12 protein-coding genes and 2 tRNA genes are annotated in these 13,588 nt (G+C 68.9%); 10 read left to right on the top strand and 4 right to left on the bottom strand.

The features are described 5' to 3' along the window. The first annotated feature begins 15 nt into the window (after positions 1 to 15). The 6 genes from J2X20_RS01800 (at position 16) to J2X20_RS01775 (ending at position 3,896) form a co-directional block, all read left to right on the top strand. The gene (locus J2X20_RS01800; RefSeq protein WP_310260008.1) at positions 16 to 540 is read left to right on the top strand and encodes a hypothetical protein; all 525 of its coding nucleotides are present in this window, start codon (positions 16 to 18) and stop codon (positions 538 to 540) included. Positions 541 to 607: 67 nt separating this feature from the next. Then, a complete protein-coding gene (pgsA, locus tag J2X20_RS01795; protein WP_310260005.1) occupies positions 608 to 1,174 on the top strand; it encodes a CDP-diacylglycerol--glycerol-3-phosphate 3-phosphatidyltransferase in 567 nt (188 codons plus the stop codon). 226 nt (positions 1,175 to 1,400) lie between these two features. Then, complete coding sequence (locus J2X20_RS01790) at positions 1,401 to 1,673, top strand: HU family DNA-binding protein (protein WP_056201680.1); 273 nt, start codon at positions 1,401 to 1,403, stop codon at positions 1,671 to 1,673. Positions 1,674 to 1,698: 25 nt separating this feature from the next. After that, positions 1,699 to 1,774: transfer RNA gene (locus J2X20_RS01785), tRNA-Val, on the top strand. Positions 1,775 to 1,878: 104 nt separating this feature from the next. Continuing rightward, entirely contained in the window at positions 1,879 to 3,792 is a 1,914-nt protein-coding gene (locus J2X20_RS01780; protein ID WP_310259992.1) for a SurA N-terminal domain-containing protein, read from the top strand. A 28-nt stretch (positions 3,793 to 3,820) separates the two neighbouring features. Then, a tRNA-His gene (locus tag J2X20_RS01775) sits at positions 3,821 to 3,896 on the top strand. Positions 3,897 to 4,070: 174 nt separating this feature from the next. Here the strand turns inward: J2X20_RS01775 and J2X20_RS01770 are convergent. Both J2X20_RS01770 and J2X20_RS01765 read right to left on the bottom strand, forming a co-directional pair. Then, positions 4,071 to 4,514: a hypothetical protein gene (locus J2X20_RS01770; protein ID WP_310259989.1), complete on the bottom strand. Its 444-nt coding sequence runs from the start codon at positions 4,512 to 4,514 to the stop codon at positions 4,071 to 4,073. A gap of 103 nt (positions 4,515 to 4,617) precedes the next feature. Next, entirely contained in the window at positions 4,618 to 5,085 is a 468-nt protein-coding gene (locus J2X20_RS01765; RefSeq protein WP_409034122.1) for an Lrp/AsnC family transcriptional regulator, read from the bottom strand. Between the two features lie 128 nt (positions 5,086 to 5,213). Between J2X20_RS01765 and J2X20_RS01760 the strand changes: the two genes are divergently transcribed. Beyond that, positions 5,214 to 7,460, top strand: a complete 2,247-nt coding sequence (locus J2X20_RS01760; RefSeq protein ID WP_310259985.1) for an aminotransferase class V-fold PLP-dependent enzyme — start codon at positions 5,214 to 5,216, stop codon at positions 7,458 to 7,460. Between the two features lie 167 nt (positions 7,461 to 7,627). Beyond that, on the top strand, positions 7,628 to 8,353 hold the full coding sequence (xopAW, locus tag J2X20_RS01755; RefSeq protein WP_310259983.1) for a XopAW family type III secretion system calcium-binding effector: 726 nt from the start codon (positions 7,628 to 7,630) through the stop codon (positions 8,351 to 8,353). A gap of 3 nt (positions 8,354 to 8,356) precedes the next feature. Here xopAW and J2X20_RS01750 read toward each other — a convergent pair whose 3' ends face one another. Then, positions 8,357 to 9,439 carry an NAD(P)/FAD-dependent oxidoreductase gene (locus J2X20_RS01750; RefSeq protein WP_310259979.1) on the bottom strand — a complete coding sequence of 361 codons (1,083 nt, stop codon included), beginning with the start codon at positions 9,437 to 9,439 and terminating at the stop codon, positions 8,357 to 8,359. Between the two features lie 158 nt (positions 9,440 to 9,597). Between J2X20_RS01750 and J2X20_RS01745 the strand changes: the two genes are divergently transcribed. Together J2X20_RS01745 and J2X20_RS01740 are read left to right on the top strand one after the other, a co-directional pair. After that, positions 9,598 to 10,794 (top strand): MFS transporter, encoded by a 1,197-nt coding sequence (locus J2X20_RS01745; protein WP_310259976.1) that lies wholly within the window; start codon positions 9,598 to 9,600, stop codon positions 10,792 to 10,794. Positions 10,795 to 10,864: 70 nt separating this feature from the next. Next, positions 10,865 to 12,592 carry a hypothetical protein gene (locus J2X20_RS01740; RefSeq protein WP_310259973.1) on the top strand — a complete coding sequence of 576 codons (1,728 nt, stop codon included), beginning with the start codon at positions 10,865 to 10,867 and terminating at the stop codon, positions 12,590 to 12,592. On the opposite strand, the gene J2X20_RS01735 is transcribed toward J2X20_RS01740, so the two are convergent. Then, positions 12,593 to 13,516, bottom strand: coding sequence for a DUF3616 domain-containing protein (locus tag J2X20_RS01735; protein ID WP_310259970.1), 924 nt, complete (start codon positions 13,514 to 13,516; stop codon positions 12,593 to 12,595). Positions 13,517 to 13,588: the final 72 nt, after the last annotated feature.

The raw sequence follows: 13,588 nt of genomic DNA, 5'->3' as shown, positions 1-13,588 counted from the left end.
CTTGAGGAGAACGCCGTGCCTACCATCGACCGCATGAAGCGCGCCGCCCGCTGGCTGATCGGCCCGCTGCTGGCCGGCTGTGCCGCCACCCCGCGTGCCCCCGAGCCCGCGCCCGGACCCGCGAGGCCGGCGCCGCCCGTCACGGCGCCGGCACCCCAGCCTTCGCCTGCGGTGGTGGCCGCGCCCAAGCCGGCCGGCCTGCCGGCGCCCAAGGCCGTGCGCACCCATGAGGAGTTGCGCCGCCAGGCCGCCGAGCGCCTGGTCATGGCCAACCCGGAAGGCAGCTTCATGACCCAGGCCCCCACCCATGTGCTGAGCGTCGTGGTACTCGAGGTCGAGGTCAAGTCCGACGGCAGCGTGCGGCGGGTCAACGTGGTTCGCAAACCCAGGTTTGCGCCCGAGACCCTGCAGCTGGCCATCGACGCCATCCATCGCGCCGCTCCCTTTGGCGACGTGCGCCGCATGCCCGAGCCCTGGAAGTTCACCGAAACCTTCCTCTTTGAAGAAGACCGGCGCTTCAAGCCGCTCAGCCTGAACTGAGGGTTGTCCGCCACAGTCGCCGTTGCAGCGCTCCGGAAGAGGGCGTCGACATGGGCACAATGCCGTCATGTTCCTGACGCTGCCGACTCTGCTGACCTGGGCCCGCATCGTGGCCATCCCGCTGATCGTCGGCGTCTTCCATCTGGAGCTGGCGCCGGCGCACCAGAACCTGTTTGCCACCGTCCTCTTCGTCGTCGTCGCATTGACCGACTGGCTGGATGGCTATCTGGCGCGCAAGCTCAACCAGACCTCGTCCTTCGGCGCCTTCCTGGACCCGGTGGCCGACAAATTCCTGGTCTGCTCGGCCCTGCTGGTGCTGCTGGAACTCGGGCGCGTCGACGCCTTCGTCGCCCTGGTCATCATCGGCCGCGAAATCGCCATCTCGGCCCTGCGTGAATGGATGGCCCAGATCGGTGCGTCGCGCAGCGTGGCCGTGCACATGGTCGGCAAGCTGAAGACCATGGTGCAGATGGTGGCCATCCCCTTTCTGCTCTATGACGGCCGGCTCTTCGGCCTCATCCCGACCCGGCTCTGGGGCACCTGGCTGATCTATGCCGCCGTGGTGCTGACCATCTGGTCCATGGTCTATTACCTGCGCAAAGCCCTGCCGGAAATCCGCGCCAAGGCTCGCTAGGACGCCGACCCGGCGCACGTCGGACACCGAGTTGTATCGGGACTTTTCCCGCCCCGCCCACCACGGGACGCGCGTCTAGAATCCGCTTCCCCGCGCGCGCCTTGGCCGCTTGCAGTCGGCCTTTCACAGGCTGCGCAGTGCGCGGGATCGACATCTGCATCGCAGTCCAGCGCCCGGCCACGGCGCGGGGCTCAACAGTCCGCTGAATCGTCATGAGGGGGCACGAGTGAACAAGTCCGAATTGATCGAGCACATCGCCAAGCAGGCCGACATCTCCAAGGCTGCTGCAGGCCGCGCGCTCGAAGCCGTGATCGGCGGCGTCAAGACGACGCTGAAGAAGAACGGCACCGTCTCGCTGGTGGGCTTCGGCACCTTCAGCATCACCAAGCGCGCTGCGCGCGCCGGCCGCAACCCCCGCACCGGCGACACCATCAAGATCAAATCGGCCAAGGTGCCCAAGTTCAAACCCGGCAAGGCACTTAAAGACGCCGTGAACTGAACCTTCAGCCGGTCCCGGTTTTCCCGGGCGCTTAGCTCAGTTGGTAGAGCACCTCCCTTACACGGAGATTGTCGGCGGTTCGAGCCCGTCAGCGCCCACCACCCGACCCCAGGGCGGCGTCAGCCGTATCGCATTTAGAATGCGTCTCCCTCGAAGGCGAACCTCGGTTCGCCTTCGTCGCGTTTGATCCTCAAGGCTCCTCGAGATGTTTGAATTCGTCCGCCAGCACAACCGCCTGTTCCAGTTCCTGTTGATGCTGCTGATCCTGCCGTCCTTCGCCTTGGTCGGCATGCAGGGCTACACCAGCATGATGGGTGGCGCCAACACCGGTGTGGCGAGCGTCGATGGCCGCAAGATCACGCAGGCCGAATGGGATGTCGCCCAGCGCGAGCAGTCCCAGCGCATCCGCAACCAGAACCCGGGCGTGGACCCCAAGCTGCTGGACACGCCGGAAGCGAAGCGCCAGGCGCTCGAGAGCCTGGTTGCCGAGCGCACGCTGCAGGCCGCTGCCAACCACCAGCACTTCACGGTCAGCGACGAGCGCATCGCCACGCTGTTCCAGCGCGACCCGCAATTCGCCTTCCTGCGCAACCCCGACGGCTCGATCAACAAGGCCATCCTGGCCGCCCAGGGCATGAATTCGGCGATCTTCGTCGAGAAGCTGCGCCAGGATCTTTCGCTGCGCCAGGTCACGTCGGGCGTCGAGTCCTCCGCCGTGACGGCCTCCGCCAATGCCAAGCTGGCCTTCGATGCCCTGCTGCAGCAGCGTGAAGTGCAACTGCAGCGCTTCGACATCAAGGACTTCGCCGCCAAGATCAATCCCAGCGACGCCGAGGTCGAGGCTTTCTACAAGGAGCCGGCCAACGCCGCCAAGTTCCAGCTGGCCGAGTCGGCCCAGATCCAGTACGTCGTGCTCGACCTGGAAGCGCTGAAGAAGGACGTCAAGTTCAGCGAAGAAGACCTGCAGAACTACTACAAGGAAAACGCCGCCCGCTACGGCGTGCCCGAGGAGCGCCGCGCCAGCCACATCCTCATCAAGGTGGAGCGCAGCGCGCCGGCCGCCGAGCGCGCCAAGGCCAAGGCCAAGGCCGAGGAGATCCTGGCCCAGGTCCGCAAGAACCCGGCCGAGTTCGCCGCCCTGGCCAAGAAGAACTCGCAGGACGAAGGGTCGGCCGCCAACGGTGGCGATCTCGACTTCTTCAGCCGCGGTGCCATGGTCAAGGAGTTCGATGCGGCCGTCTACGCGATGAAGCAGGGCGAGATCAGCAACCTCGTCGAGACCGACTTCGGCTACCACATCATCCAGCTGACCGGCACCCGCGGCGGCGACAAGAAGCCCTTCGAGGCCGTGCGAGCCGAGGTCGAGAACGAAGTGCGCAAGCAGCTCGCCCAGCGCCGCTATTCCGAGGCCGCCGAGCAGTTCGGCAACCTCGTCTATGAGCAGTCGGACAGCCTGCAACCCGCCGCCGACAAGCTCAAGCTGCAGATCCAGACCGCCACCGTGCAGCGCCAGCCTTTGCCCGGTGCCGCCGGCCCGCTGGCCTCGGCCAAGCTGCTGGAAGCCGTCTTCGGCAACGATGCGCTGCGCAACAAGCGCAACACCGAAGCCGTCGAGACCGGCCCCAACCAGCTCGTGTCGGCCCATATCGTCCAGCACAACCCGGCCCGCGTGCCGCCGCTGGCCGACGTGAAGGACAAGGTGCGTGCCCAGCTCGTCAAGAAGCTCGCCACCGAACAGGCCAGGAAGGCCGGCGAGGCCCGCCTGGCCGCGCTGAAGGCCAATCCGGCCGATACCGCCGGCCTGGAGGCTGCCGTCACCGTGTCGCGCGCGAAGCCGCAGAGCCTGACGCGTGCGCAGCTCGAGGCCGTCCTCGGCGCCGACGCCAGCAAGCTGCCGGCCGTGGTCGGCGTGGCGGCTGACGATGGCGGCTATGTCGTGGCACGCATCAACCAGCTGCAGCCGCGCGACGCTGCCGTCATCGACGACAAGCGCGCCGCCCAGCAATACGCCGGCGCCTGGGCCCGCGCCGAAGCCCAGGCCTATCTGGCCGCACTGAAGTCGCAGTACAAGGCCGCCATCAAGGTCGAAGCGCCCGCCTCCGCGGCCAGCGCGCCCTGATTTTTGGGTTATACTTTTTGGCTCTGCGGTGGCTGTAGCTCAGTTGGTAGAGTCCAGGATTGTGATTCCTGTCGTCGTGGGTTCGAGTCCCATCAGCCACCCCAAATAAAGCAAAGACCTGGAAGCGAAAGCCTCCAGGTCTTTTTCATTGCGCCGTCCATTTGAGGGTGTGCAGCGCCTCGATGGGGCTCCACAAGATGCAACTGTGTCCCTGAAGCAACAAGGACCTGGAAGCGGGAGCCTCCAGGTCCTTGTTGCTTGCGGGGACTGCTAAAAGCTCAGCGCATCGTGTACCCGCGGCCGTCCATGCAGGCTTCGACGGCGCGCTGGAAGACGCCAGCGTCGGACATGGCCGCCTGCTGCGTCGTCGCCCAGCGGTTGCATTCCCGGCTGTCGGCTTCCAGCTGCGCGCCGCTCTGGCCGTTGCGCGGATAGATGATGGGCACGGCACGCGATGGCGCCGGCTGGACGTAGACGGGTTGCACCGGCTGCGGCACGTAGACCGGCTGGGGCGGCGGAGGCGGCGGCACATAGACCACCTCGCGCTCGGCCTGGTTGGCCAGGGCGATCAGCGGTACGGCCACGGCCAGGCCAAGGACGAGGCCGCCGAGACCGGGGCCGCGGTGATGATGGTGATGGTGGTAGTAACGGGGGCCGGCGTTCGCCAGGCCCTGGGCGGCCAGCAATGCGAGAACAACGGAGGCGCGGACTAGGGTCTTCATGGCGAGCTCGCTCAAGGTCGAATGCGCTGAACTTAACGCGGCGGTGCCTGTATGGTGTACTGCGGCCGCCCGCAATTTGCAACACACCGTAGCAAATGGGGTGTCAACCGACATAGCCCAGTGGCAGGGCCGTCGTCAGCTTGAGCTCTTCCATCGCGAAACTCGAGCTGACGTCGTGGAGCTGCGTGCCGGCGATGAGGCGCTTGTAGACCCTGTCATAGGCCGCGATGTCGGGCACCACCACGCGCAGCAGATAGTCCACCTCACCGCTCATGCGATAGAACTCGACGACCTCGGGAATGGCCTGCACCGTGGCCTTGAAGCTCTCGAACCATTCCTGGCTGTGCGTGCTCGTGCGCACCGAGACGAAGACGGTGACCCCGACATTCACCTTCTGGGCGTCCAACAGGGCCACCTGCCGGGTGATGACGCCCGCTTCCTTCAGGCGCTGGATGCGCCGCCAGCAAGGCGTTGTCGACAGGCCGACCTGCTGCGCGATCTCCGCCGTTTGGAGTTCGGCATTCTGCTGAAGGATGTCCAGGATGCGGATGTCTATGGAATCCAATTTCATGGATTCGATGATACGCAGCAATCCATGCTCACAAGTGTGGCCGTCAAGACGGCTTGAGCAACCCATTTCCGCCCGATGCTGGCAACAATACCCGCCAGCGCCTTTCGCCGCTGCGGCGGCCCCCCATCATGGAAATCTATCTCGACGCCAACGCCACCACGCCCGTCCTGCTCCAGGCCCGCGAGGCCGCAATGGCGGCGATGGCCGAGGACTTCGGCAACCCCAGCAGCATCCACAGCACCGGCCTGAAGGCGAGGGCGCTGATGGACGGCGTGCGCGCCCGCGCCCGCCGCGTGCTCGGCGCCAGCACCGGCAAGCTGCTCTTCCTCAGCGGTGCGACGGAGGGCATACAGACGGCCGTGCTGTCGGCCCTCAGCGCCCTGCGCGACGCGCCCACGCGGCCCGAGCTGCTGCTCTACGGCGCCACCGAACACAAGGCCGTGCCCGAGGCCATCAAGCACTGGAACGCGCTGCTCGGCCTGAACCTGAAGGTGCTGGCCATTCCCGTGGGCCGCGATGGCCGTCATGACCTCGCCTGGCTGCGCGAGCATGCGCCGCGCGCCGGCCTGGTCTGCACCATGGCGGCCAACAACGAGACCGGCGTCATCACCGATCTCGATGGCATCGAGCAGGCGCTTTCAGGCAGCACGGCGCTGTGGATGGTGGACGGCGTGCAGGCCCTGGGCAAGCTGCCGTTGCGCCTGGCTGAGCGCCGCATCGATTACGCACCCTTCTCCGGCCACAAGCTGTACGCGCCCAAGGGCATAGGCCTGCTCTATGTGCGCGAAGGCGCGCCCTTCACGCCGCTGCTGGCCGGTGGCGGCCAGGAAGGCGCCCTGCGTTCGGGCACCGAGAACATGTCGGGCATCGCGGCCTTGGGCGCCGTGCTGGCGGCCCTGGGCGAAGGCCAGAATTTCCGCGACCCCGCCACCCTCGTCGCCTTCCGCGACCGCCTCGCCGCGGCCCTGCAGCAAGCCTTCCCTGGCCTCGTCTTCAATGCGCCGCCCGAGCTCTGCCTGCCGACGACGCTGAACTTCGCCGTCCCCGGCATCAGCTCCAAGCTGTTGCTGGACCTCTTCGACGCCGCCGAGTTGCGCGTCAGCGGCGGCTCGGCCTGCAGCGCGGCCAAGGCCCAGCCCAGCTATGTGCTCGAAGCCATGGGCCTGCCGGCCTGGCAGACGGCCTCGGCGGTGCGCCTGTCCTTCGGGCCGGTGGCCGATGCCGCCTTCATCGACGAGGCCTGCGCGCGCATCCGCATCTGCGGCGAGTCGCTGCGCGAAAGCTGCCTGGACCCGAGCACCCCCGGCCAGGCCCTGCCGGCCGATGGCCTGACGCGCTTCGTCGTCGACGGGGCCTGCTGCTATCTGCTGGCCGACGCCGCCAGCCGCCGCGCCGTCGTCGTCGACCCCCTGCCCGAGCTGACCGAGAGACTGGCCCAGTGGCTCAATTGCCAGGGCTATGAACTTGCCGCCGTGCTGGACACCCACAGCCATGGCGACCACGCCTCCTCCGCGCCCGAACTGCTCGCCGCGGCGAAGCAGCGGCGTGGCGCCGTCGACGGCCTGGGCTGGCCCCTCGATGCCGACGCCATCGAGCTCGGCGCGCTGAAGCTGAGCCGCATGGCCATCCCGGGCCACACCCAGGACTCGACCGCCTATCTGCTGCATGACGAGGCCGGCCTGCGCCTGGCCTTTGTCGGCGACACCGTCATGCCCGGCGCCTTGGGCCGCAGCGACTTCGAGCAGAGCGCGCCGCTGGACTACGGCGCGTCACTCGGCCGGCTCGAGCAGGCCGTCGGCCCTCACACCCTGCTGCTGCCCGGCCATGACTACGACGACCGCTTCGCCAGCACCCTGGCCGTGGAATGCGTGGCCCAGCCGCTGCTGGCCGATGTGCTGGCGGGCCGCGTCGACGCTGCCGGCTTCGCGGCCGCGAAGGCCGAGCTGGAACAGGGCCTGGCCCTGACCGAATACCAGACCGTGGCCTGTGGTGCGCGCGTGGACGGCGCCTGCCCGTTGGCATCCAGCGAGATGAGCATGCATGAGCTGAATGAGCTGCTGCATGAGCAGCCCCAGCTGCTGCTGGTCGACGTGCGCGAGCCCTATGAGCAGCGCCTGGGCCAGGCGCCGGAGCTCGGCGTGGCGGTGCGCCGCGAGGCCGTGGCCCTGTCCGGCCTGCCCAATGCGCTGGCGCGCTGGCTGACCCTGCCGGCCGAGACGCCCGTGGTCTTCTTCTGCCGCAGCGGCAACCGCAGCGCCCAGGCCGCCCAGGCCCTGCGCCGCCTCGGCCACGAGCAGGCCTGGAGCCTGGGCGGCGGCCTGGCCCTGTGGCCGCGCGCGCTGGCGGCTGGCGCAGACGCGGCCCTGGCCATCTGATCGCTGGAACTGGGCTGGGCTGACCGCCCAGTTCAGCGCATCGAAACCCGCTTTGTGTCTGGCCCGACACACGGCATATACGAAGGGCTTACTCGCGCTTTCAAGAATGAATCGTCCCGCCGCAACAGGGCCGCGGGGCGATCCACAACCCTTGAAAGGAGTCCCCAATGAGCACGATCAGTGGCCTGGGCGGTGCCAACCGGTCCTGGGACGTCGGGCAGCAGCAGAGCCGCCGCGCCGACCATGAAGCCCGTATGTTCGCCAAGGTCGACAGCGACGGCAGCGGGGGCGTCGATGCCACCGAACTGGCGGCCATGCTGGAAAAGGGGCCGCTGAGCGGCCAGGCTGGCGACAGCGCCGAGCTGTTGAAGAAGATGGACAGCGACGGCGACGGCAGCCTGAACAGCGAGGAGCTGAGCCAGGGCATGCGCGACCTGATGCCGCCGCCTTCGTCGACGCTGGAGTTCGCGCAATCGCGTGGCGCGGCCAACGACGAGGGCGGCGAGGACGGCGACGCCTTTGCCAAACTCGACACCGATGGCGACGGCCAGCTGTCGCGCGCCGAGTTTGAGGCCGGCAAGGCGCAGCGGCATGAAGGTGGCCCGCATGGTCCTGGCGGCCCGCCGCCGGCGTCGTCGTCGTCGGGCAGCAGTGCAACCAGCTCGACCTCGACCAGCTATGACCCGCTGGACGCCAACCAGGACGGCACGGTGTCGCAGATCGAGAGGCTGGCCGGCCAGTTGAAGGAGCTCGCGCAGACGGCCGGCGCCGACGGCAGCCAGGGCAGCGCCAACAGCGACATCGCCGCGCTGGCGCAGAAGCTCTACGACCAGCTCAGCAAGAACTGGCTGCAGCAGGCCGGCTCGGACTCGCAGATCAGCATCACGGCCTGAGCCTCAAAGCCGGGCGGCGACCTCTTCGGCCAAGGCCAGGGAGGCTGTCAGTCCCGGCGATTCGATGCCGAAGAGCTGCACCAGGCCGGGTGTCGCCGTGTCGATGCGGAAGTCCGCCGCCGCTTCGGCCGGGCCGGTCAGCTTGGGGCGGATGCCGCTGTAGGCCGGCTGCAGCGCGCCCGCCGGCAGGCCCGGCCAATAGCTGCGCACCTCGGCCTCGAAGGCCGGGGCCAAGGCGGGGTCGACGGCGTAGTCCAGGGTCGCCGGATCGGCATCGGGCAGCCATTGCACGTCGGGCCCGAAGCGGGCCTGGCCGCCCAGGTCCAGCGTCAGGTGCACGCCCAGGCCGCCGTCCACCGGCAGCGGGTAGATCAGCCGCGAGAAGGGCGCCCGGCCGGCCAGCGAGAAATAGTGGCCGCGCGCAAAGCGCAGCCGTGGCCGGGGTGCGCCGATGGACTCGGCGACCTGAGCGGCAAAGAGGCCGGCCGCATTGATGACGCAGCGCGCGCCGAGCTCGAAGTCCGAGCCGACCCGCAGCCGCCAGCTTTTCGCCTCGCGCAGCCCGCCCGTGACGGGACTCGCCAGCGCCAGCGTCGCGCCGGCGTTCTCGGCATCGGCCAGCAGCGAGGTCATCAGGCCGTGGCTGTCGACGATGCCGCTGGACGGAGACAGCAGGGCGCCGGCGGCCTGCAGGGCCGGCTCCAGGGCCAGCGTTTGCGCCTGGCTCAGCAGACGCAGGTCGTTGACACCATTCGCTGCAGCGCTGGCGGCAATCTGCTCCAGGCGCGGCAGATCCTGCCCACGCGTCGCGACAACGAGCTTGCCGCAGCGGCTGTGCGCAATGTCGCGCGCCGCGCAGTAGTCGTAGAGCAGTTGCTTGCCCCTCACGCACAGCTTCGCCTTCAGGCTGCCGGCCGGGTAGTAGAGGCCGGCGTGGATGACCTCGCTGTTGCGCGAGGAGATGCCCGTGCCTATGGCGCCCGCAGCCTCGATGAGGACGACTTCGCGCCCGCGCAGCGCCAGCTCACGGGCGATCGCGAGGCCCACGACGCCGGCGCCGATGACGGCAATATCCACCTGGTCCATGACCAGCAGTTTGCCTTGCCTAGAATGCGCAACGTGCCGCGGCGAGTGCCGCGACACCGTCTCTGCCGAGGGGTGCTGCGACGGAAGCGACGAGGCTTCCGCCACGCTGGGCGGGGTCGACAGGACAAGGGCGCCCTCTGTGAAGAAGAGGCTCCCGCATGCATTCCCCGCCCGCATCTGCATCGATACGAACCATCCTGCCGCTGGCCTTTGTCACCGGCGTCAGCATGGCCGCGATGGATCTCTATCTGCCCGCCGTGCCCGCCCTGCAGGCCGGCATGGGCATCAGCGTGCCGCTGGCCCAGGCCACCGTGGCCGTCTACCTCGCCGGCCTGGCCGGTGCCCAACTGCTGTGGGGCGAGCTGCTGAACCGGCTCGGCCCGCGCCGCAGCATCGAGATCGGCCTGTTGCTGCTGGTGCTGACCAGCCTGGGCTGCGCCCTGGCGCCCAATATCGAGACCCTGCTGGTGCTGCGCCTGCTGCAGGGCGTGTCGGCTGCCGCGGCCACTGTCGTCGCACCCACCGTCGTGCGCGCCACGCTGGCCGATGCCGATGTGGTGCGCGGCATTGCCGCCATCTCCATGGTCGAAGCCATCGTGCCCGCCGCCGGGCCGGTGCTGGGCGCGCTGATGCTGCGCGTGACCGACTGGCGCGGCACCTTCTGGGTGCTGGCGGCCCTGGCCCTGCTGGTGCTGCCCTGGGTGGTGAAGATCGCGCCGCGCAAGCTGCCCGGCCTCAACCTCGAGCATGACGCCGGCTACTTCGGCATCCTGCGCAACCGCAGCTATCTGCGCCTGGCCGGTTCGCACGCGCTGTGCATAGGCGCGCTGCTGACCTTCCTGGCCAGCGCGCCGCAGCTGCTGCAGCACACCCTGGGCCTGGGCACGGCGGCCTTCGCGCTGCTGCAGGTGCTGGGTGTGGGCTCCTTCATGATCGGTGCCTCGCAGTCGGGCAAGCTGGCTGCGCGCCTGGGCCATGCGCGCGTCGTCAGGCTGGGCAGCGTGGTGCAGCTGGTGGCCTGCACCGTGGCGCTGTTGCTGGCCTGGAGCGGGGCGCAACTGCCTTACGCCGTGGTGGCAGCCTACTGGATGTGTTTCTGCGGTGCGCTGGCCATCCGCGGCCCGGCCACCTTCGTCGATGCGCTGGCCCTGCCGCCTGCGCAGATGGGCCGTGCCACGGCCCTGCTGGTGCTGGCCCTGCTGGCCGTGGGCGCTCTGGGCACACAGCTGGTGGCGCCTTTCCTCGGGCATGCGGACAGCGCCGTGCCGGTGTTTGCCGGCGTGCTGATCCAGCTGCTCGTGAGTGCGGCCCTGGTGTGGCGCTATCCGGCCGTGCGGCAGTCTTCCACCGCCTAAGGACTCGGCCCAATGGCGAGGCACGAAGCCCGCGCCTAGGCTCCCGGCTTTGTCAGGGAACCTCATAACAATGCCTCAGCCTTCCGCCGGCCGCGCTCGCTCCTTGTCGTGGCGCCTGAGCCTCGTCTCCCTTTGCGTGCTGGCTTCCTGCTCGGGCATGCCTCTGCAGGTGGACCGCAGCGCCCGTGCACCGCGCCTGGAGGGTTATGGCAGCGTCGACCTCGCGGTGACGACGCGCTCGGAAGAAGCCCGCCGTCTCTTCGGCCAGGGCATGGCCCAGGCCTATGCCTTCAACGAGAACGAGGCGGTGCGCATGTTCAAGGCCGCGCTGGCGGTCGACCCCGGCTGTGCGTTGTGCGCCTGGGGTGTGGCCTGGCAGCTCGGTCCCAACATCAATGCACCGGAGCGCGGCAACCTCGCCGAAGCCAGGCGCTATGTGGACCTGGCCGTGCACCTGCGCGCCGGTGCCAGCCCGCGCGAACACGAGCTGATCGACGCGATGGCGTTGCGCTACGCCCATGCGAGCCAGAGTGCCGAGGTGGCGGTGCTGAGCGCGCCGGTCTGCGGCCAGAAGTCCGGAGATTCAGCCAGGCGCCCCGATCCGCTGGACGTCGCGTATGCCGACCGCCTGCATGCGCTTGCTGACCGCGCGCCGGACGATCCCGATCTGCTGTCGCTGTGGGCGGAAGCCGAGTTGGTCGCCACCCGCGACGACTGGTGGGATGACGACAGTGGCACGCCGCATGGCCGCGTCGGTACTTTGGCCACCCGGCTGGAGGCCGCGGTGGCCCGCCATCCACAGCACACCGGCGTCAACCATTACCTGATCCACGCCGTGGACACGCCCCGCCAGGCGCATCGCGCCATCGCCGCGGCCGAGCGTCTTGACAGCCTGGCGCCGCAGTCGCCCCATCTCGTGCACATGCCCTCCCACACCTTCGGCCTGCTGGGGCGTTATGCCGAGGCGGCCGCCGTCAACGAGCGCGCTCTGGCCCTGGACGATGCGCGCGAAGCCGAGCTGGAGCGCCAGGGCTTCTCGGCCGGCAAGGAATGGCGCATGCACAACCGCTCCTATCTGTGGTTTGCCGCGCTGATGCAGGGCCGTGGCGAGGTGGCTCTCGTGAATGCACGCCGCAGCGCCGAGATGGCAGAAGGCAAGAATTACGTGTTCGGTGAGTACCAGCGCAGCCTGCCCCTGCTGACGCTGATGCGGCTGGAGCGTTGGGAGGCCGTGCTGGCCGAGCCCCTGCCTGCTGGCAGCCTGGGCGTGGCGATCGTGCTGGCTCAGCAGGCGCGGGGCGTGGCCCTGGTGCGCACCGGGCGCATCGCCGAAGCGCAGCAAACCTACGCGCAGCTCGCACCCGTGGCGGAGCGGTTGATCAGCGAGAACGCCCGCGACCAGTACAGGGAGAAGGTCACCCGCGGCCTGGCCCAGGTGGCCAAGGCGCGTTTGGCTGCCGAGATCGCGCTGGCCGAGGGGCGCGCCGACGCGGCCTTGGAGTTGCAGGCACAGGCCGTCGAGGCCGGCAAGTTCATCGACCGCAACGAGCCGCCGATGCTGGCGGCCGGCTCGCGCCTGGCCTTGGGCGAGATGCAACTCAAGGCCGCGCGATGGGCTCAGGCCGAGGCCAGTTTCAGGGCCGACCTGGCCGAACATCCCACCAGCGGCTGGGCGCTGCGCGGGCTGCTGCAATCCATGCAAGCGCAGGGCAGGCCCGCGGCCGAACTGGCGAGTGTGAAAGCGCAACTGGCCACCAGCTTCGCGGCGGCGGACGCAGTGCTCAAGCTGGCGCTTTGACTAGGACTTGACGTCAAGGGCCCGGAAGGTGCGCTTGCCCTTGTCGGCGTCCTTGCAGGCCTTGTTGCCGACCATGACGCCGCCGTCGTCGCTGAGCAGCGTGATCTGCCCATCGGGCCAGGCAAACAAGGCCTCGGGCCGCAGCGTGCCCAGCTCGGCCTTGACCGGCACCGGCATGTCGATGGGCTTGCCGCTCCAGCGGAACAGGGCGAACGTGCCTTCGTCGCCCGTCGGGCCGGCCACGATCAGATAGCCGTTGCCGATGCGCTCGAGGGAGCGCACGCCACGCCCACCCAGGTCCAGGCGGATGGCGCTGCCAAAGCGTGCCGGCCCTTTGCCCTCCACCAGCGCCGCCGGGTTCAGCAGCGGGATGATGAGGGCACGGCCCTGCGGGATGGGATTGCGCAGGCCGATCAACAGGCTGCCGTCGGGCGCTGCGGCCAGGCCTTCGATATTGAAGCCGCCCATGGCCTCGGCCGCGCGGCCGGCGGCGTCGGACAGCTTCAGCGGCGCCAGGGGCGCGGCCGCCAGCAGGTCGGCCAGCAGGACCGTGTAGGGCTTGCCGATGGGCTCGATGGTGCTGCCGCGGATCTCGGTCGCAAAGAAGCGCTGCCTGTCCTCGCGGACCTTGCCCGCGCTGTTGCGCGCATGCGAGGCGATCCAGTAGATGCGGTTGCCGACCTGGGCCGCGCCTTCGAGGTCAGCCTCCTTGTCGGCCTTCAGGAACTTGTCGAGGTCGACCTGGCTGACGGCCCGGACCTCGCCGCGCCGGTAAATGGTCAGCCGGTTGTGTTCGTCATCGGCGACGATGAAATGGCGCGCATCCAGCGCCACGGCTGCCGACGCATCGCACAGGCCTTCATAGCGTGTCTGCGCGCCGGCCGCGCCCGCCGCGATCAGCAGCAGTGCGGCCAGCCGTCTCACTGGTGCACCCTTCGCGCTACGCGCTGTCCCGCCAAGCGGGAGCGAGCTTGCTTGGGGCGGCCCGGCGCGGCG

The sequence above is a fragment of the Roseateles saccharophilus genome (genome assembly GCF_031458095.1).
Taxonomy (GTDB): domain Bacteria; phylum Pseudomonadota; class Gammaproteobacteria; order Burkholderiales; family Burkholderiaceae_C; genus Pelomonas; species Pelomonas saccharophila_A.
Note: the sequence above shows the minus strand (reverse complement) of the source record. Positions and strands in the feature narration are given on the sequence as shown.